Origin of the sequence: Nostoc sp. PA-18-2419 (assembly GCF_005869855.1) — a bacterium.
Classification (GTDB): domain Bacteria; phylum Cyanobacteriota; class Cyanobacteriia; order Cyanobacteriales; family Nostocaceae; genus Nostoc.
The window spans coordinates 101155-121909 of the sequence record NZ_SZNH01000018.1 but is presented as its reverse complement, the minus strand read 5'-3'; the positions used below and the strand labels follow the sequence as shown (position 1 = coordinate 121909).

The window sequence follows — 20755 nt, the reverse complement described above, 5'->3', positions numbered from 1 at the left end:
TCATATCGTCATTGATTACGATAAATTGTAATTTACATGGTTCATGAAAATAAAATGAATTTTACCTCACAATTTTGAGATAGTTAACGTGATTACATTTTTATTCTTCGGAAAATGTATCGTTAAACAATTGTTGATAACTGTTTTTGAAAATAAGCACGGTAGAGTTCAAAACGTGGTAATATGCGATTTCCCTCAAAGCGAATTAATCCCAAACTTTCAAGCTTATAAGCCTCAATAGGCTCAACAGAAATATCTTGCTTTGCAGCCAGCACTTTAGCATAAGTCTTTGCTAGTCTGGGATTTTCTTGCAGTTTGAGCCAGTGTCGCCATAGATGATAGCGGTAGATACTACCATTGGCGATCGTATCCTCTATAAGTTCTTGCAGCGTTATTTCTCGAGAGCAAAGATGGTACAAACTAATTTGAATTAGTGCTGGATGTCCTCCTACCAATGACATCAGTTGGGTAATATCTTTAGATGTACATGAACTTAAACCATATCGCCTAGCTAAATCTTCTACTTGCGGTTGGGTAAATTCGTTCAAACGAATAGATAAACCGATATTAAAAGGAGAGAGGTTAATATCCAAAGAGGCATACTCTTCTGTAGAGTAAACCATGACTAATCTTAGCTTTTGCCAGTTGGGAACATGCCGTGCTTCCTCGCACCACGACCGCAACAAAGCAAAAAACTCTTGACAAATTTGAGGATATTTAAAAAAACGATCAACTTCATTCAACACCAAAACTACTGGGCTTTGACATTGATTAAACAAATAGTTTTCTAAATAGAACCCACTACTCAAGTTAGGGCCAATTTCTTCATTCCATTCTGACTTGAGATTGGGGTCAATACCTAATTTTGTTGCAATTTGCCAGCAAAGATGACGCAACAGCTTATTTAAATCAGTTAGACACTCAACATCAAATTGGTTGCAATTCAGATTTACAGTCTGATACCCAAGCTTCTGTGCAAAGGCTAACAGCCTCAATACTAAAGAACTTTTACCTATCTGTTTCGGGCCCCTAATCCGAATCACACAGCCAGTTTGAGTTACTTCTTGATAAACCTTCCTCTCTAGTGGGGGACGTTCGATGTAAAAGTAAGAATTTAGAGGTACAGGGCCATCCGGGTATGACCGAAGATTTTCTATTTGTTGAGTTTGTTCGTGATGTTCTTCAACAAATGAGGTGAATTGGGAAAGTTGAGATGAATCTTCTTCTGCACATGAACCTACAGGCAATAACTCAGATGTTTCAGTCTCATTTGCTTCATTGGTGCCTATGTAGTCTTCGCTATGTAATTCCAGATTAAAAGCGCTAAAGCAGAGTTTTACAGTTTTTTGGTCTACACTTGTGCTCAAAGACCATAATTTACTCAAAGTTCTAGAAGAAACATTAATTCGATCGCTTAGTTGTTCTAAACTCAAATGTTCGCCTTTATTTTCTACGATCTCCACAAAAAGAATTGCTTCTTGTAACCGTTTAATTCCAATAGAAGTGAGTACAACTCCTCGTCTCCGCTTAGTTTTTATTTGCTCTATTTTATACATTATATAACCAATTTTTTACTGAAATTAATTTATTAATAAGTAATGCATTTTACATTTGTGCATGGCAAATAAAACTGAGATTAGCAATCTTTGATACACTTGTATTTTTTCTAATGCGATCTATTGGAACTTTAACAAATTACATTACATCATATCAACTTGATAGTAAACACTTTATGTAAATTATCTACTTTTCTTACTTTTCTTACTTTTCTTACTTTTCTTTCAATTCTGATTGTTCTGAAGTTAAATATTTAGCTTTAATGTTCTTAACTAAATCGTGTGTTTCAGGTACAGTTAAACTTTCTCTTAATACCTGCTCTGTTGCCTTTATTCGTTCTATAGCTGCCTATTGTTCGGAAATTTTCAATATTTTTGATGACAATGTTGCTAATGCTAATGCGTGAGCGCCTTTAGGTCTTGATGACGAATTACCTTTTTCAAATATTCTGGCAAAGATAACATTGGTAAAAGATTGGACTTAACACAAGCAGGATTCAATCCAAATTTTATTGCGATCGCCTTCATGATATTCTGAGTAATCTCACCTCAGAGCGTGTTATTTATTTGACTTCTTATGACTTTATTCTTGAAGCTCTTTTCTATACAGCTTCAATATAAATTGAGATCACACCTAAAGCTGCACTTAAGGCTTTATATAGGCGAAATTTAAGAATAATATCAATCCATATCTTTTTTGCAACACAACCCCCTTTTAACTGCTGACAGATGCTTTTTTCAGCTTTCCTACTTTATATTTTGCATACTCAGCTTTTTCCGCCATGTCTCCATGTAAATGTAAAAGACTGGAGTCAGATAGAGAGTTAATATTTGAGAGAACACCAATCCACCAACGATCGCAATCCCCAAAGGACGACGCGCTTCTGAACCTACTCCTGTTCCCAAAGCAATAGGTAATGTCCCAATCAAAGCTGCCATCGTCGTCATCATAATCGGACGGAAGCGAATCAAGCAAGCAGCATAAATGGCATCAAAAGAATTTTTCCCATCCTTTCGCTGCGCTTCAATAGCAAAATCCACCAGCATAATCCCGTTTTTCTTGACGATGCCCACTAATAGGATGATGCCAATGAAAGAGTAAAGATTTAAATCAACCTGGAAAATCAATAGCGTTAATAATGCGCCAAAACCCGCCGAAGGCAGACCGGAAAGAATGGTGATTGGGTGAATGAAATCCTCATACAGGATACCGAGAATCAGATAGATGACTACAATAGACACCAACAATAGCACGCCTAAATCGTTGAAGGACTGTTGAAAAGTCTGGGCTGAACCCTGAAAGCTGGGGGTAATTGTTGAGGGTAACATTTCACTGGCTGCTTGCTTGATGGCATCTGTAGCTTGACTGAGAGACGTTCCTGGGAGCGTATCAAAAGAGATAGTTGCAGAGGGGAGTTGAGCAACGTGAGTGACGGTGAGAGGGCCGACATTTTGAGTTATATTAGCGATCGCACTCAGGGGAACAAGTTTCCCAGTACTCGATTGCACATATAGCATCGATAAAGCGCTAGGATCCCGCTGAAACTCTGGTTTTACTTCTAAAATTACATAGAATTGGTCATTTGGGGTATAGATAGTTGATACCTGGCTAGAACCATAAGCAGCACTGAGGGTTTGTTCTACTTGTTGGGCGCTAATGCCAAGAGTTGCGGCTTTGTTGTGGTCAACTTGAACTTGGATTTGAGGAGTGCTGAGTTGTAAATCGCTGTCAACGTCCCGGAGTCCTGGTAGAGTTTTAACTTTCTCCACCAGTTTCGGAACGTATTGGCGCAAGTCTTGTAAATTCAAGCTCTGTAAGCTGAACTGATAAGTAGAATTAGTTTGTTGCCCACCGATGGGAATAGCTGACGGAGAGCGGATAAATGTCTTAACCCCAACTACACGTCTCAACTTGGGAGTTAGTTCTTGAATGATTTGGTCAGCACTGAGTTGACGTTGAGAACGTGGTTTGAGCCGAATCGTAATTCGCCCACCGTTGACTGAACCGTTCGGCCCACTTGCACCCACAATTGAGTCAACTGCTTCAATGTTGGGATCTTTACGAATAATATCAACAACCCTTTGCTGGTGAAGCAGCATATCATCAAAAGAAATATCTTGCGCTCCTTTAGTGTTCGCCATTAATTGTCCGGTGTCTTCGGTTGGAATAAATCCTTTGGGAACGATGACGAACAAATAAATGGTCATTACCAGCAGAATGCCAGAACCAATGAGTGTCATCAAGCGATATTTTAAAATGGGTTTGAGCGTCCAATCATATCCCCGCAGTAGTAAATCAAATGCCCCTTCTGAGATTCTATATAGCAGATTTGGTCTTTGCTGATGTGAACCCAGAAAGCGACTGCACAACATGGGAGTGAGACTGAGGGAAACAAAACCCGAAACCAAAATTGCCACAGCGATCGTCACGGCAAATTCATGAAATAATTTACCGATTATTCCACTCATAAACATGATTGGGATGAACACCGCTACTAAAGAGAGGGTCATTGACAAAATGGTGAAGCTGATTTCCCTCGATCCTTTTAATGCCGCGTCTAGGGGAGATTCGCCCATTTCTCGATAACGGACGATATTTTCCAACACCACGATCGCATCATCCACGACAAACCCCACAGAAAGGGTCAACGCCATGAGTGAAAGGTTGTCTAGGGAAAAACCCGACAGATACATGACAGCAAAAGTGCCAATAATCGCTACAGGTAGCGCCAAACTGGGAATTAAGGTAGCAGTGATGTCACGCAAGAATAAGAAAATAACTAAGACAACTAAACATACTGAGAGAACTAAGGTAAATTTTACATCACTGACAGAAGCTCGGATTGTTTGGGAGCGATCGTACATAATCCCCATTTCAATGGATTTGGGAACTTGTTCGCGGAGTGTCGGTAAAAGTTTCTGAATCGCATCAACAATATTTACAGTATTAGCTCCCGGCTGCGGCTGTACAGCCAGAACAACGGAATGGCGGTTTGTCACCTTCTGATCGCTATACAAATTCGAGACTTTGACATTTTGTTCGCTGTCAATCACCTGCCCCAAATCTTGGAGGCGCACAGGCGCACCATTTTTATAAGTTACAATCAGCTGGCGATAGCTGGCAGCATCGGTGAGTTGACCATTCGCTTGAAGCGTATAACTTTTGTAAGTATTAGAGAGACTGCCGATTGGCAAGTTGACATTTCCCTGTTGAATTGCAGTTTTTACCTGATTTAGACCAATTCCCCGCGATGCCAATTCTCGCGGATCGAGCTGGACACGGACTGCATATTGCTGTTGACCATAGACCTGTACCTGAGCAACACCATCAATCATCGAGATCGGCTGACCAACTGTTACCTCTGCATATTCATCTACTGTAGAGATTGGCTGTGTCTCAGAATACATATAGAGGTAAATAACTGGTGAGACAGACGGGTTAACTTTGCGGTAGGTAGGTGGGTGAGGCATTCCGGCTGGCAGTTGTCCGGCTGCGGCTGAAATCGCCGCCTGTACATCTTTGGCAGCATCTTCCACTCTGCGGCTAAAGTCAAATTGTAGGGAGATGTTGGTGCTACCTGTGGAACTGCTGGAATTGAATGAATTGAGTCCGGCAATTTCGGTAAACTGTCTTTCTAAAGGTGCGGCGACTGAAGATGCCATTGTTTCTGGGGTAGCACCAGGGAGACTAGCAGAGACAGATATAAAAGGATATTCAACATTGGGTAGCGCACTAATGGGTAACAGTAGATAACTCATGAGACCGAAAATGAGGATACCCATCATTACCAAAGTGGTCATGACTGGACGACGGATGAAGAGTTCTGAAAGGTTCATGAGTTTTGTTCTCCCAGAAATGTGATGGCGATGCGATCGCTAAAAATAATGCAATACGCTTAGGTTAAGACTTAACTCTTTTACAAAGTCAATTTTTTTAAACGAACCGCAAAGAACGCAGAGGACGCAAAGGAAGAGAAGGAAGAAATGCTTAACTGAACTGTGTTGAAATATAATGTCAACGTGAGTTTGATAAATCTGTGATAGAACATCACGATCGCTCGTCTGAAAATGAAAATACCCGCCGGAATTTAACTTGACTGAGCTTTTTCCGCCATGATTCCATGTAGATATAAAACACGGGTGTTAAATACAAAGTTAATATCTGAGAAAACACTAATCCGCCGACAACTGCAATACCTAAAGGACGGCGGGATTCCGAACCAGCGCCAAATCCGATCGCTATCGGTAAGGTTCCCATTAATGCTGCCATTGTCGTCATCATAATTGGGCGGAAGCGCACCAAGCAGGCTTGATAAATTGCTTCAGAGGGTTTTTTCAATTCTTCTCGCTGGGCTTCAATAGCAAAGTCCACCATCATGATCCCGTTTTTCTTAACAATGCCCACTAAGAGAATTATGCCGATGAAGGAATAAACATTCAGTTCGACATGGAATAATATCAGTGTTAACAATGCCCCAAAACCTGCTGAAGGCAAACCAGAAAGAATTGTAATTGGGTGAATGAAATCTTCATAGAGAACGCCCAAAATTAGATAAATCACTAAAATGGCGATCACTAATAATAAACCCAAACTCGGCAGTGAACTTTGAAATACCTGGCTTGCGCCCTGAAAGCTGGTACTAATGCTGGCAGGAATTACCTGCTCAATCAGTTTTTCAATATCTTGATTAGCATTTCCCAAGGAAACACCGGGAGCGAGGTTAAAGGAAATAGTGGCAGCGTTCATCCGACCGTTATGATTGACCATTAACGGGCTGACTCCCTGAGATAGTTTGGCAAATGTATTCAGAGGAACCGCTACCCCGGTGCTGGAGTTAATGTATAAAGTTAACAGAGCGTTGATATCCTGCTGAAACTGGGGTGCTAATTCCAAAATCACCTGATACTCATTGGTCGCTGCATAAATGGTTGATACTTGGTAGGAACCGTAGGCATTTCTCAAGGTATTTTCGATTTGCTCGGCGGTAATCCCATAAGTTGAGGCTTTATCGCGGTCAATGTCAATTTGAATCTGGGAAGCAAATTGTAAATCGCTGTTGACATCCTGGAGTTCTGTCATATCCTTCATCTTGAGCACAAGTTGGGGAACATATTCCTGTAAGGGTTTGACATCAGAACTCTGAAGTGCTATTTGATAAAGTCCTGTGCTTTGTTGAGCGCCAATGGGTATCGCTGGGGGATTTTGTAAGAATACTTGGATGCCTGGAACAGTGGCGAGTTTAGTTCGCAAATTTTGCACGATTTCATCAGCACCAAGCTGGCGCTGCGATCGCGGTTTTAACCGAATAAACAAACTCCCGGAATTGGCTGCAACTGCTGCCCCACTGCCACTAGCACTCGCTCCCGCCCCAATATTGGAGTTGACTGCATCTACATTTGGGTCTTGGCGGATCAGGTTAGCAACTGTCTGCTGATGCTGGACAAGATTATCAAAGGATGCATCCTGGGCTGCTTGGGTAACTCCTGTAATTTGTCCGGTATCTTCGCTAGGAATAAAGCCTTTGGGAACTACCACCAACAACCCAACTGTCACCACTAATAGAACGACAGATAAAATCATTGTGGTAAAGTGGTATTTTAAGACTTTTTTCAGACTCCAATCGTAGAGAGCTAGGAAGCGATCAAATACATATTCGGAAGCTTGATACAATCGACTTTGATTAGCATGATCCACAGGACGCAGAAAACGGCTGCACAACATCGGAGTCAAAGTCAAAGACACAAAACCAGATACGAGAATTGCAACTGCGATCGTTACAGCAAATTCATGAAATAATCGTCCCAGGACTTCACTCATGAACAACATGGGGATGAAGACTGCAACTAAGGAAAGGGTCATCGATAAAATTGTGAAACCAATTTCTCTCGACCCATTTAACGCCGCTTCTAAGGGACGTTCCCCCATTTCCATGTGACGGACGATATTTTCTAGCATGACGATCGCATCATCCACGACGAAGCCCACCGAAAGGGTCAACGCCATCAGCGACAGATTATCTAGTGAGTAGTGCAGCAAATACATCACGGCAAAGGTGCCAATCAGGGAAACGGGTAATGCCAAACTAGGAATCACCGTCGCCGAGAGGTTCCGCAAAAACAGGAAAATTACTAAGATAACTAGAGCGATCGTCAAAATCAACGTAAATCTGACATCATCCACTGAATCTCTAATTGACTGAGACGCATCATAGAGAATCCCAATTTCCACGGATTTTGGAATCTGGTCGCTCAAATTCGGGAGTAATTTCTTGATCGTGTCTACGACTTGTACCGTATTGGTTCCAGGCTGTCTTTGAATGGTGATAATAATCGCACGGGTGTTGTTGTACCAGCTTGCTATCTTGTCATTTTCTACACTGTCAATAATCCGACCCAGTTGATTGAGATAGATGGGCATTCCATCTTTATAAGACACAATCAACTGGCGATAAGCAGCCGCATCCTCAAGTTGCCCATTAGTCTGGACTGTAAAATTCTTGTGATTTCCCGAGAGACTGCCGGTGGGTAAATTGACGTTACCCTGTTGAATCGCCGTCGCCACTTGATCTAGCCCAATTTGCCGCGCTGCCAACTGCTGCGGATCGAGTTGAATTCGAGCCGCATACTTTTGGGAACCATAGACGGCTACCTGTGCTACCCCATTGATTGTAGATAGTTTTTGCGCTAGATAAGTCTCAGCATAATTATCTACCTGAGAAAGGGGTAGTGTGGGAGAGTCCAGGTAAAGGTAGAGAATCGGTTGATCTGCGGGGTTAACCTTACTGTAAGTCGGAGGATTGGGTAAATCATCTGCAATTTGCCCCGATGCTCCCGATATCGCGGCTTGCACATCTTGCGCCGCGTCATCAATGTTCCGACTCAGGTTAAATTGTAGGGTAATTTGAGTCTGTCCCAGAGTGCTAGTTGAGTTAAGCGAATCGAGTCCAGCAATACTGGAAAATTGCTTTTCTAAAGGACGGGCAACTGATGCTGCCATTGTTTCCGGGCTGGCTCCCGGTCGGGCGGCAGTTACCTGAATTGTGGGATAATCCACACTTGGTAAATCGCTGATTGGCAGCAAGCGATAACTCATGAAACCGAAGATTAAAATCGCCGCCATCACCAAAGTTGTCATGATTGGGCGGCGGATAAATGGTTCTGAAAGGTTCATGATTCACCTCCGCCTGACTTCGGGGATTCTCCCCCTTGCTCCCTGCCCCCTGCTCCTTTTCCTCTTCTAGACTTCCCTGCATTTGAATCATTGCCAGCCGTTCTAATGCGGATTTTGCTACCCGAAACGAGATTCGCTTGACCATCGGTAACAATTTTATCGCCTGGTTGCGGCCCTTTCTGAATTACATCTAGTCCATTAATGGTGCTGCTAACTGTAACCGGGACGTTTTGTACTGTCATGTCTGGCTTAACTACAAAGACAAACTGTCCATCCGGGCCATTCTGCACGGCTTGGGAGGGAACAACCGTTGCATTCGGTTCTTCAGTCAGCGTTAATGTTGCGTTCACAAATTGACCAGGAAACAAATCTCCTTGAACGTWGTCAAATTGACCAATCAGTTGAATTGTTCCTGTAGTGTTATCAACCGTATTGTTGACAGATGTCAAAACGCCTGGTGTCGGATGACCTTGACTATTGGGAAATGTGACATCTACCTTCAGCTTGCCATCGTGCATATACTTTTGCACCTGGGGTAGATTTGTTTCGGGAATGGAAAAAGCAACTTCAATCGGGCGAATTTGGGTGATGGTAACAAGTGAAGTTGTGCTGCTAGTCGTACCAGAAGTACTGTTGCTTTCCAGGGCGTTTCCCTGAGTCAACGAAGCACTGCTGTTGGCTTGCACCACATTTCCCTGAGTCACCGAGACATTCCCCGCGCGACCATCAATTGGGGCATAAATTTTGGCGTAAGACAATTGCACTTTGGCATTGTCTAATGCTCCCTGGTCGGAAACGACAACGGCTTGAGCATTCACGATCGCCGCTTGATCACCCTGGACAACGGCTTGAGCATTACTCAGCGCCACTTGATCGCTTTTCAAAACAGCCTCAGCATTAGCGATCGCTTCTCGATCTGCTTGTAGTGTTGCTGTTGCCGATTTGCTGTTGGAAACGTATTGCTGGGCTTGATCTAAACTAATCGCGCCCTTCTTATACAATGCACTATAGCGATCGCTTTGTCCTTGAGCAAATTGTGCTTGCGCTTGATCCTTAGCCAAATTCGCTTGGGCTTGTCTTACCAAGGCTTGGTCTTTGATTAAAGTCGCTCTGGCTTGGTCTACCTGACCCAAGTCTCTAGCTAACGTAGCTCTAGCTTGTTGTACCGAGGCTTGGTCTTTTGCTACAGTTCCCTGAGCTTGCTGGATCGCAGCAGTTTGCGATCGGTCATCCAAGGTAAATAAAAGTTGCCCCTTTTTCACATCTTGACCTTTCTTAAAATAAACTCCAACGATCCGTCCGCTAGCTTGGGGCGTAATCGATACTGTAGATCCTGATTGCACATTACCGATCGCCTGCAATTGTATCGGAACCGTTTTTTGTGTCACCATTGCCACAGTTACAGGTGTCACTTGCTGTTTATTACGCCCAGATTTTTCAGCTTTGTCTGATTTGGCTGTACCTGTATAAATACCCAAAAAACCCAGCCCAGCCAGCAATAGCGTGCCCAAAATTACCAAACGAATCTTTTTCTTTTTTGGCGATCGCGGGAGCTTGGGTTCTATACTGTTCTCTGTTAAACTCTCGTTAGCAATTTCATGGTTCATCGGAACCTCCAGTGGATTTTAGTTTATTAGAAACAGCCAAATCCTTTACCACCTAAACTCCGACTGATACCAATTTCATTGAGGCGGCAGAAAAATATTAGCCCTCAAACTTTTATCAAACAACTATTTTTATATACATCGCATAGATTTAATTTCATGATTTTAAATTATTTTATATTGACTTGCATTTTGGTTGATTCATAGTGTTGCTATAGATTAGGACACCAACTGAGTATAAAATCTTTATAAGAAGGCACTTTCAAGCCTATTGTCTATTGCAAGCGAGCCTGTTGTGTGCTATATTACTGAACTTAGCGATCACTACTTAGAGCTTTAAATTCCTGAGGGTCAAAAAAACTCCGTGTAGCGATCGCCTAATTTAGTCACCATTTTTTGAATCACTCCATAAGCCTATTCCTTAGAAATATTAGGAGTGGCTAAGAAGATGTTTGAAAACTAGCAAGTTTTCTCACACCAGACAATCTTAAAAGTTAGTATGGGTTTGTGCATGAGCTAGAATTCCTAACCTGACTAGTAAAAAACTACTCAGGTTACTGTGACTTTTTTCACAATTTAACCTGAGTTGGGGATAAGGAAAGGGGCAGATATTCAGCTGAAAGTAACACATTGATCCAGCAATCTGCCTTATGTTTAGTTCAGATGCTTTATCCTGCCATGCAGATGATTTTTGTAAGGCTTTTGAAGCTCAATAGAAGATGCCATCCAAAATTTCTCACTTTGTCCAGTTAGGCGGTCCTTGTGTGATTCTTAGCCGATAATATCTGTGGTGCGTCTTTGCGTTCTCTTGTGTGCATTTCTGTCTTGGAAAGTTCTGATGCCTGCGGCAAGCCCTACGGGTTCGGGGGATCGCAATCGACGGAAACCGCCAAGACTGCGACCCCCTGACCGCAAAGCGTCTACGGATAGCGCAGCGTTAGCAAGTCTGCGAGCGTTGGAAGCCGGTGCTCAGACTTTGGGTGCGCCTCTGCGTCAGACAAAAAAATATTTATGCAAGAGGTCTGTTATGAATCGATTATTAACATTTGCCCCAGCCAAAATAATCGCTCAATGTTAATTAAAGAGTCAGCGATTCAATGACGTGTAAAAAAAATAACTCAGGAACTAATTGGGGGATATGGCGAAATTGCCAATTGATAATCTAATTCTTTACTCTTAACTTCAGCATTTCCCTGGTCTGTGGGGAGCGATTTTTCCCTTTATAGCGATACCACCACATGACAAAGCCAGTGATGAACAAGATTAACGGTGCAAGTCCGACGAAAATGTAGAAAGTCCGAGATGGTAGTCCCCAGAATGTACCATAGTGTAGGGGAATAAAAGAGTTGAGGATGCGATCGCCCAATGACATCTGCAAAGAACTATCGACTCGCAATACCTTACCACTGTATTGGTCAAGATAAACACTGCTTTGACCATAGTCTTCAGTTTCTTGGGGAAGTTTAAAAGCAACTGTTAAAGTTTCTTCTGGTTTAGTTGGAAAATAAATTCTCCTAAGTGTTCCATCCGGTAAAGCAGCCTGAGCGGTTTTTAATTGTTGTGTAAGTTCAAGCGCAGACTTACCAGCAATGGGAACAGATACAGGATTGGTTTGCTGTTTGCTAAAAGTGATTGCATAGATCATTGGGTTGACAAATTCAGAGAAGCTCCAGCAAAATCCCGTGAAAAATGCGAAGATTAGAAATACTGCTGTAATGACGCCAGCAACTTTGTGAACATCAAAGTTTGCTCGCTTAGGATGAGCATTCCACTTGATTTTAAATCCAGATATCAATCTGCGCCAACCAGGCCAGAGGATAATACCTGTAATACTCATAAAAGACATCAAAAAACCAATGATGCCCACAAACTTATAGCCAATGTCACCGCCTAAAAGAGCATAGTGGAGTGGGTAGGCGATTTCATAAAACTTTTGCACAAAGCTTGGCTTTAAGTTATTGCCGATAATCTTTCCTGTGTAAGGGTTAACGTAGTTTTCTGTCCATTCGTTTTGTTTGGTTTTCAAGACAACATTCATCGGTTCATTTGGCTTTGAAGGCAGGTAAATCCTCTGCACTGGTGCATCTGGTTGATCGGCATAGTTTTTTTTCACAGTGTTGAGAACAAGCTCAACTGGCAGCATTTCTCCTTGAGGTATGATTGTCCCAATTTGACGCTGCTGATCGAAGCTACTAATTTCGGAGTGGAAGACTAATAAGCTACCAGTCAAGCCGACAATAATTGCAATTAGTCCTACCACTAAGCCAATATAGCGGTGTAGAGTAAACACTAGATGATAAAAGGATTTTACTTGCATGATAGATGCTCTGCAATTGGAGAAATCAGTTTTGTATCTTAGAAAAGATTCTCAATAAATCATAATTTAGCATAATAAATACTTCCTAATTCGTCAGTTTAAGAATCTGTAAAGAATTGCTCTGATAGCGGATGTCAATCTCATCCAGTTGTGGGATTTTAGTAATTGTTGCTGGTTATGTAGATGTGAAACAGCTTTTCGTCAAACCTCGCACCATATTCTGTTGCATCACCCAAGACAATGCCAATATTCTTGCAAATTGCACCAGCTGATTCCCTGACTTTTCACCTCATCTGGAAAAAGGGACAGGATGTGGTGTGGGGTTGTCGGTATTGGTAAGTATTAGTGGAAGAATCAGCAGTCGTTTTGAAACTTTCCTCACTGTTGATTGCTGTTGGTTGATTGTGCTTAACCTGTGCTTGTACAGATTGTGCCATCAACAACGGCAGAAAGATCATTACTAACCACAGCCAAGTATTAGATGGCGATCGCTCAATTCTCATTATTCCTCACACTCCACCAAACCAACTCTAATTAAATGACAAGAGTTATTAATAAGACTGGGTGGTATTGTATAGCGATTCTCGCTTGTGTGTCTACCCAAAAAGGGCATTATCTTCAATCCATTTGGGCAACCCTGAATGATTTGATCCACTGTGTAGACCAGCGTAAAGCCACCTTTCCTTTTTTCCTATCCTACACCTGTCAATATTTGCCTGGTGAACTACTAGCCTTCTTAAAACTGTACTGAAACTGTTCCCAAAACTGTAAACGGTGCGGCAGGATATACACTGTCTAAACTATCGGCGCTTTCAAAGTAGTAAACATCAAATAAGTTCTTGATATTCAGTCCTACTCGCCAATTGTCACGGCGGTAATAAAGTGCTGCATCGGTTCGCACATAGCTGGGTAACGTGAATGTATTTTCTAAATCACCCTGTCTGTCGCCCACAAAAGTGACTCCACCCCCAAATCCCAACCCTTTCCAACCTCCAGTTTGAAGTTCATAGGTTGTCCATAAAGAAGCACTATTTCGGGCAACATTACTCGGTTCATTCCCCTTGTACTCTGGGTTGGTATCTTCAGTGATTTCCGGATCAATATAGGCATAATTGGCAATGATTTTCCATCCTGGCAAAATTTCACCAGCGACATCTAGTTCAATCCCTCGAGAGCGTTGTTCGCCAACCTGAAGGCTAAATCCTGGATTAGCTGGATCGTTGACGATAATATTTTGCTTGGTAATTTGGTAAGCTGCTAGCGTTGCAGACAGTTTGCCATCGAAAAAGTCACTCTTCACCCCGACTTCAAATGATTCACCCTTAGTTGGCTCAAATGTAGTATCATCGGCATTTCTGGAGAAAGCAGGAGAGGGTTGAAATGAGCGGCTATAGCTGGCGTATAAAGAGACTGGTTGAATGGGTTGGTAAACAATCCCAATACGAGGGCTGAAGGCAGTATCTTGTTGATCGCGTGAGATAGCATTTACTGTTTCCTCATAGGAGGATTCTACAAAATCAAAGCGTCCACCTAGCAAAACCTTTAACTTATCTCCAATTGAGATCAAATCCTGGGTATAGACACCAATAAAATTTTGAGGACTTTTTTCATCATAAGCTTTCGTATCAAATTGAATTGCAGGTCGGTCATAATTTGGGTTAAAGAAATCGATGGGTGGCAAATTGGGCGTTGGATTAAATATCTTTCGGGTGAAATCAGTTCTACTTAATTCCAAGCCAAATAGCAAATCCTGCTTAACGATGCCAGTTTGAATCTTGCCAATTACATCAGTTTGTACATTGTAATTCCGTGACTTAGCTTGATCAAATCTGGCATTACGATCAATTGTTCGATTATCTACTCGTAGCCCTAAATTATAGGCAAACGCCTCATCATAATCTTCAAGCTCTGCTCTAAATGCATTGCGAATTGACCAATTGTCACTGAATTTGTGTTGTAAACGGTATCCAAGTCCTATAAAATCCCGTTCCAATTTCAAATCTGGATCATCGACAAACCGAGAGCGGGGAACTCTGCCAAGGGGGTTTGGTAATAATGAACCTAGGGCCGGAATACCTATATACTCTACTTTGGAGGTATTGAGATACTCACCTTCTAGAACCAAGGTAGTATTCTTTCCCAAGTCAAAACTGATAACAGGTGCGATGAATGCCTGCTTTGTTTTTACAAAGTCCACAAAGCTACCAGAGTTTTCATACGCCATATTCAAGCGATAGCGAATCGTTTTGTCGATATTTAAGGGGCCAGAAAGATCCAATGTGGGACGGTAAAAATCAAAGTTACCAATGGTTCCTTCAACGGCGTAATAAGGAGTTGCAAGAGGTTGCTTAGTTACAATATTAATAATCCCCCCCGGATCGCCTAGCCCGTAAAGGACAGATGCTGGCCCTTTAAGAACTTCAAGTTGTTCAATGTTTGCTAAATCCAGACTGCGACTAAGGATGTTATTCCTATTAAAACCATCAACAAAAGTACTAGAATCAGAGGAGTCCGCAAATCCTCGTAAAATGAAACTTTCACCAAACGTAGTTTGAGAACCACCGGGCCCAGCAGTTATTCCACTAACGTTAGAAACTGCTTCTCGAACTTGTGTAATTTGTTGATCCTTTAACACTTGTCGCGGGATGACTTGAATTGAGGCGGGAATATCGCGGATAGGCGTATCAGTTCTTGTAGCAGTCGAGGCATCAGGCACGCGATACCCATCTTGCTCACCCGTTACAACCAACTCAATTGGTTCCTCTGGTTGCGTTTGGTTCGCTGGTTGTTCTTGTGAGGGTGTTGGTTGTGTTTGGGGTAGCTGGTGTGCAGTAGATGCAGCAGTTGTCAACCCGAAGATAAGACCTTCATCACTGTCAAATAACTCGACTGTTGGTGAGCTTGCCTCACCGATCGCCGTTACCCGGATGGTATTAGCATCAAAATTTGTTACTGTAATTTCAGTAATTCCCGCAAGTGGTTTTTCGGAACGGAATATAAATGCCTCACCACTAGGTAAACGCAACTGGGCATTAGGAATATCTGCAATAAAATTATTACCAGCACTGCGATTCGTAACTTCTAACTGTTGCCCCTTAGTTGTTTGTAAAATCACCTCCACACCTTTATCAGTGGAATTTGCCTTCACCCCTGTTACTTGCACAATTGCTGATGCAGGTATTGCTTGTGGGGTTGACGATTGAGAAAGCAATCTACTAGCATCGGTGGCTGGGCGTTCAATCTCGCTTAGTCGCCTAATTTTTCTGTTAGTAGAAGAATCGGCAGTCGCTTTGAAACTTTCCCCAGTGTTGATTGCTGTTGGCTGATTTTGTTTGACTTGTGCTTGCACAGATTGTGCCATCAACAACGGCAGAAAAATCATTACTAACCACAGCCAAGTATTAGATGGCGATCGCTCAATTCTCATTATTCCTCACACTCCACCAAACCAACTCTAATTAAATGACAAGAGTTGTTAATTAGACTGGAGGGTATTGTATAGAGATTCGCACTTTCGTGTCTACCCAAAAAGGGCATCATCTTCGCTAAAGGGACTTTTTACCCAACAAACATTCGCTAGGTGCGATGCCAAATTGGCGTTTAAACGCAGTCGCAAAGTGTGCCGGATTTGAGTAACCTAGTAAATTAGCGACTTGTGCCACAGTATAATTGCCAGAACGTAAGCATTGCTGTGCTTGCTCCATACGTTTATTTAATAAACAGCCAAGTACGGTTGTGCCAAATAATTCTCGAAATCCGCGTTTGAGAGTGCGTGAGCTAACCCCCACCATTTGCGACAATTCTAGTATTGATGGTGGGTTTTCCAGACGAGAGAGCAAAATTTCTCTAGCATGGTGAATGCGAGCGATCGTTGCATTCCTTAATCTTGGCGATGGTTGCACTCCAGATTGTTCAGCTAAAAAAGGAGCAAGTTGCAGTGCCATCAACTCTATGACTTTACCTTGTAAATACAAGCGCTTCGTCATGCCATAGTAAGGACAGTTGACAATTTGCTGTGCTACTGTCTGGATTGCGGTCGTGGTTTTTGGATAAAGCAATGTCTGCCACTCATTAGTTTTTGTCAAAAAACGTAGTTCCGGTAAAATTTCTCCATCGATTGTTGGGAAAAAGGTTGCCAACAACTCTGGAGGCATACTAAAGCCGACACCCATACCTGATTGTGAATATAAATAAGTCATGCTTCTTTGAATGCCACCACCAGAAATAAACGTGTATCCTTCTCCTACTTGCCCACCATATTCATCTGTAATTGTTCCACAAAGGCGAACACCAAATTCCAAAGGGTGAACGCATTCACAGCCTGATTCCAGTATGCGATCGTAGTATTCGCGCTTACCAATGCCCAGCCACACTTGAGGATGCACTTCTATGCTTCGCACATATCCTTTGCCTAGTTGTTTGGGTATTTGACAATAGGATTCAAATGGTTCTAATGGGTGCTGCTGACTATCTTGTTGAGCTTCTGTCCAAAGTTCTGTTTCTTGTTCTGGCGTGAGGATAATTGTCATAGTTAGCGACTAATATATCTTCAAAATTAATGCGAATATATAGCAATAATTTTACCGCGATTTAGCTTTAACAAAATCCTGTGAAAAATGCAAATAGCAAAAAAATTGCTGCGTTAAAAATATGACATTTGTATCTAACTCTATGTATGAGAATACAGGAATTTGAGCGATCGCTGCAAATTCAGATTATTTTCTCTGCCTAAGACGAATAGTCAGTGAGTGCTTTTGACATGATGCGTAGCCCGCCGCAGGCATCGCCGGGATGATTGGAACACTTCAACTCGAAATGCTCAGAATGTAAATGAGATAGAACCAATGACGGAAAAAGGAGCGCCTGCAAAAGCGTCACGAGATTCACTTATCTATGTAATACCCGCTATTGGTTTTTCTGAGCGAAATGTGAATGCATCGCCACTAGGCAACCGTAATTGAGCATTGGGAACATCTACAATAAAGCTATTACCAGCACTGCGATTTACCAGTTGTAATTGTTGCCCTTAAAAAGGATCGTAGCGTTGTTTGGTTTGTTCAACTTCAAAATAGACATCCCAAAAGAGATTCCGCGAAATGGTGATGGTCATCTTTGAGCTTCAGCGATACTCTTTCGAGTCACTTCGTGAACGCAATATTTGCAATAGTTTCTCATAAAGTCGGTGTGAGGCAATGTCTATTGACAAGCCGAGGAAGCGTCTGTGCTTTTGTCAATTAGTAATTCGTGATTAAGAAAGCTATATCAGGGTTTGGTGGTTTGAATGTGTTGCCTCATTTTAGATGATGCGATCGCGTAAAGCCTACAGCTTAAAGTAGAGAAGTGACCCAAAGAGTATTGCCTAAAATTTCAGATAGCTGTGTGTGTCAAAACTCCCAAGAAATTGTGCCCTGCACCGTAAACGGATCCCCATAGAAAACGCGATCGCGAAACGCAGCAGAGTCAAAATAATCAATGTCAAACAAATTCTTGAAATTCAGCCCAGCGCGGACTTGTCCACGTTTGTAGAATAGAGCAGCATCGGTGCGAAAGTAGCTCGGTATTTGAAACGTGTTGCCTAAATCGCCCTGTCTGTCTCCCACAAAGTAAAATCCCAAACCAGCCCCGAATCCTTGTAGGGCACCAGATTGAATTTCGTAGGTTGTCCACAGGTTGAAGCTGTGTTTCGGAACATTATTGATTTGATTGCCCACTATAGGTGTATTGTCTTTGGTAACTTCGGCATCAGTGTAAGCATAGCCAGTAATGACGTTCCATCCCGGCAAAATTTCGCCAGAAATATCAAACTCAATCCCCCTGCTGCGCTGTTCTCCCACTAGGATAGAGAGCAATGGGTTATTGGGATCTGGGGTAGGCAAGTTCGTGCGAGTCAGGTCATAGAATGCCAGAGTCGCCGCCAGACGGCTACTCAAATCTGCCTTGACGCCCACTTCGTATTGGGTACCACGCTCAGGTTCGGCTTGAGCTCGGGCTGTGGTTGAAGCTTGGAGGAACGATTTGCCGTAGCTGGCGTAGAGCGAAATAGCTTTTATCGGTTGATAGACAATGCCAACTCTGGGACTAAATGCCTCATCTTGTCGGAAGCCACCAAGCACAGTGTCTAATCGACGATAATCATTACTGGCAATGTCGAAGCGTCCACCCAACAGTACCTTGAGGTTGTCTGCCAATGTGATTTGATCTTGCAGATAAATACCTAGTGCGTCGTTCCTGATGCGATAGTTCAAGGGACTAAAAGCAGGTCCGGTTGGTCTGCTGCCGTACTGGGGGTTGAATAGATCCAGTGAAGCGATCGCGCGATTGAAATTGGTGGCAAAGGTATCCTGTCTCGATAGATTTAATCCTGTGACCAGTTGATGTTGAATACTGCCAGTAGCGAACTTGCCAACAATATAAGTATCGAAATTGTAGATGCGATCATTGAAGTTCTGTTCGCCGTAACTTCGAGTGAAGGTACGTTTATTTGCTGCAAGGTTGCCAAAAACAGCTTCTCTATCTAGACGCTCAAATGAGGTTTGCAAGGCGCTACGTACTTGCCAGTTGTCGCTAAAGCGGTACTCAAAGTTATAACCAATTCGATAGATGCGAGTATCGCTATCGTCAACTGAAGGTTCACCCCGGAAGCGATTGCGCGGAATCTTACCGTTAGGATTTGGGAACACAGTACCATCTGCTGGAAGACCGTAATCGAAGGGTCCTTTATCTTCGTAATACTGGGCTGCCAAGGTAAGCTTGGCTCTGTCATTAATTTGCCAGCTTAATGAAGGTGAAACGTTGTAGAATTGATGTTGATAGAAATCAATAAAGCTTTCGGTCGTCCGGGCGGCAACACCTAAACGATACAGCACCGTTTTGTCGGCATTAACTGGACCCGACAGATCAATCGCCCCTCGATAAGAATTAAAACTCCCCGCAGAGCTTTCTAGGAAATAGTAGGGTTCCCTCAATGGCTGTTTCGTGACGATATTAACAATACCTCCCAGTGACCCTTGCCCAAACAGAACCGAGGCAGGTCCTTTGAGAACTTCGATGCGATCTATCGTGACAGACTCGTAGCCACCATTAGCCAGCGAACGATCTAAGAGTCCGTCTTTGAGGATTTCCGAACTGTTAAAACCCCGAATCAAATAACTCTCAAATACGCTGCGCGGAGAGCTTCCTGACTGTACCACACCTGGTACGTTTTTTAACACATCACCCAAGCGGAATAGTTGCTGGTCTTTAATCACCTGTTGCGGCACTACCTGAATCGACTGAGGAATGTCACGCAGGGGAGTATCTGTTTTGGTCGCAATTGATGCATCCGGTGCATTGTATCCGTCTTGCTCACCTGTCACCACCAACTCAATCGGCTCATTACTTGTTGATGGCTGAGTTGGTTGTGTCTGGTTTTCTGGCTGACTAGCTTGTGGTGTTTGCGTTGGCTGTGGTGGAGAAGTTGCCGTTGCTGTAGTTGCTACTGCAAAAACCAGACCTGCATTATCATCAAATAATTCAACTATGGGCAAAGCTTTCTCACCCACTACTGTCACTCGCACAGTATTGACATCAAGGTTTATTACTGTTATTTGTGTAATTCCCGCAAGCGGTTTTTCGGAACGAAATGTGAAAGCCTCACCACTAGGCAGTCGTAATTGTCCACCTGATACATCGACTATAAAATTATTACCAGTACTGCGATTTGTAACTTGCAGTTGAGTACCAACAGGTGTCTCTAAAATCACCTCTACACCTTTATCGGTAGGATTGGCTTTCACCCCCGTTATTGGCACAATTTCATTCCCCTGTTTTCCCTCTTGCGAAGCAGGATTTTGTGGAGTTTGAGACTGCACTAACATTTCGGCGCTAGTGAGTGGAAGTTTGATATCGCGGATACTAGGGATATTAGAACTTGCAGATTTCTGCTGTTGCGTTTGTGCTAACCCAGCCTGAATACCCAACACGAACAAGGTGCTTACCATCAACACCACTTGTTGCAATTTATTTATCATCACTCCTACACACCTAACATCCAAGAAATTGAGAAAAATTTGAAAAATCAACAATCTTTCTCAAGAATCTTACCTTGGATAGAGTTTTTGTTAATGTG

Annotated in this window: 11 protein-coding genes; 2 read left to right on the top strand and 9 right to left on the bottom strand. The window is 42.7% G+C overall.

Annotated features, from left to right (window positions below; all coding sequences use genetic code 11):
• Positions 1 to 122 precede the first annotated feature (122 nt).
• From FCR06_RS19140 to FCR06_RS19125, 4 genes are all read right to left on the bottom strand, one after another.
• Positions 123 to 1556 carry an AAA-like domain-containing protein gene (locus FCR06_RS19140; protein WP_138502487.1) on the bottom strand — a complete coding sequence of 478 codons (1434 nt, stop codon included), beginning with the start codon at positions 1554 to 1556 and terminating at the stop codon, positions 123 to 125.
• A 747-nt stretch (positions 1557 to 2303) separates the two neighbouring features.
• On the bottom strand, positions 2304 to 5393 hold the full coding sequence (locus FCR06_RS19135) for an efflux RND transporter permease subunit (protein ID WP_138502485.1): 3090 nt from the start codon (positions 5391 to 5393) through the stop codon (positions 2304 to 2306).
• A 211-nt stretch (positions 5394 to 5604) separates the two neighbouring features.
• On the bottom strand, positions 5605 to 8727 hold the full coding sequence (locus FCR06_RS19130; protein ID WP_138502483.1) for an efflux RND transporter permease subunit: 3123 nt from the start codon (positions 8725 to 8727) through the stop codon (positions 5605 to 5607).
• A complete protein-coding gene (locus FCR06_RS19125) occupies positions 8724 to 10334 on the bottom strand; it encodes an efflux RND transporter periplasmic adaptor subunit (RefSeq protein ID WP_138502481.1) in 1611 nt (536 codons plus the stop codon). Before FCR06_RS19125 ends, FCR06_RS19130 begins: the two co-directional genes overlap by 4 nt.
• Positions 10335 to 11169: 835 nt before the next feature.
• Here FCR06_RS19125 and FCR06_RS19120 point away from each other — a divergent pair.
• Positions 11170 to 11409, top strand: coding sequence for a hypothetical protein (locus FCR06_RS19120; RefSeq protein ID WP_138502479.1), 240 nt, complete (start codon positions 11170 to 11172; stop codon positions 11407 to 11409).
• Positions 11410 to 11493: 84 nt separating this feature from the next.
• Here FCR06_RS19120 and FCR06_RS19115 read toward each other — a convergent pair whose 3' ends face one another.
• Entirely contained in the window at positions 11494 to 12648 is a 1155-nt protein-coding gene (locus FCR06_RS19115) for a PepSY-associated TM helix domain-containing protein (protein ID WP_138502477.1), read from the bottom strand.
• Positions 12649 to 12779: 131 nt separating this feature from the next.
• Between FCR06_RS19115 and FCR06_RS33640 the strand changes: the two genes are divergently transcribed.
• On the top strand, positions 12780 to 12920 hold the full coding sequence (locus FCR06_RS33640) for a hypothetical protein (RefSeq protein ID WP_223280198.1): 141 nt from the start codon (positions 12780 to 12782) through the stop codon (positions 12918 to 12920).
• 12 nt (positions 12921 to 12932) lie between these two features.
• On the opposite strand, the gene FCR06_RS19110 is transcribed toward FCR06_RS33640, so the two are convergent.
• From FCR06_RS19110 to FCR06_RS19095, 4 genes are all read right to left on the bottom strand, one after another.
• Positions 12933 to 13151: a hypothetical protein gene (locus tag FCR06_RS19110; RefSeq protein ID WP_138502475.1), complete on the bottom strand. Its 219-nt coding sequence runs from the start codon at positions 13149 to 13151 to the stop codon at positions 12933 to 12935.
• Between the two features lie 233 nt (positions 13152 to 13384).
• A complete protein-coding gene (locus tag FCR06_RS19105) occupies positions 13385 to 16075 on the bottom strand; it encodes a TonB-dependent siderophore receptor (protein ID WP_138502473.1) in 2691 nt (896 codons plus the stop codon).
• Between the two features lie 118 nt (positions 16076 to 16193).
• Positions 16194 to 17177: a helix-turn-helix domain-containing protein gene (locus tag FCR06_RS19100; protein WP_138502471.1), complete on the bottom strand. Its 984-nt coding sequence runs from the start codon at positions 17175 to 17177 to the stop codon at positions 16194 to 16196.
• Positions 17178 to 18032: 855 nt separating this feature from the next.
• The gene (locus FCR06_RS19095) at positions 18033 to 20657 is read right to left on the bottom strand and encodes a TonB-dependent siderophore receptor (RefSeq protein WP_138502469.1); all 2625 of its coding nucleotides are present in this window, start codon (positions 20655 to 20657) and stop codon (positions 18033 to 18035) included.
• Between the last annotated feature and the right edge of the window lie 98 nt (positions 20658 to 20755).

Coding starts and splice junctions, on each gene's coding strand:
- FCR06_RS19130 (WP_138502483.1), bottom strand. CDS start 8,727: ATGAACCTTTCAGAACCATTTATCCGCCGCCCAATCATGACAACTTTG.
- FCR06_RS19115 (WP_138502477.1), bottom strand. CDS start 12,648: ATGCAAGTAAAATCCTTTTATCATCTAGTGTTTACTCTACACCGCTAT.
- FCR06_RS19095 (WP_138502469.1), bottom strand. CDS start 20,657: ATGATAAATAAATTGCAACAAGTGGTGTTGATGGTAAGCACCTTGTTC.
- FCR06_RS19105 (WP_138502473.1), bottom strand. CDS start 16,075: ATGAGAATTGAGCGATCGCCATCTAATACTTGGCTGTGGTTAGTAATG.
- FCR06_RS19100 (WP_138502471.1), bottom strand. CDS start 17,177: ATGACAATTATCCTCACGCCAGAACAAGAAACAGAACTTTGGACAGAA.
- FCR06_RS19135 (WP_138502485.1), bottom strand. CDS start 5,393: ATGAACCTTTCAGAACTCTTCATCCGTCGTCCAGTCATGACCACTTTG.
- FCR06_RS19120 (WP_138502479.1), top strand. CDS start 11,170: ATGCCTGCGGCAAGCCCTACGGGTTCGGGGGATCGCAATCGACGGAAA.
- FCR06_RS19140 (WP_138502487.1), bottom strand. CDS start 1,556: ATGTATAAAATAGAGCAAATAAAAACTAAGCGGAGACGAGGAGTTGTA.
- FCR06_RS19110 (WP_138502475.1), bottom strand. CDS start 13,151: ATGAGAATTGAGCGATCGCCATCTAATACTTGGCTGTGGTTAGTAATG.
- FCR06_RS33640 (WP_223280198.1), top strand. CDS start 12,780: ATGTCAATCTCATCCAGTTGTGGGATTTTAGTAATTGTTGCTGGTTAT.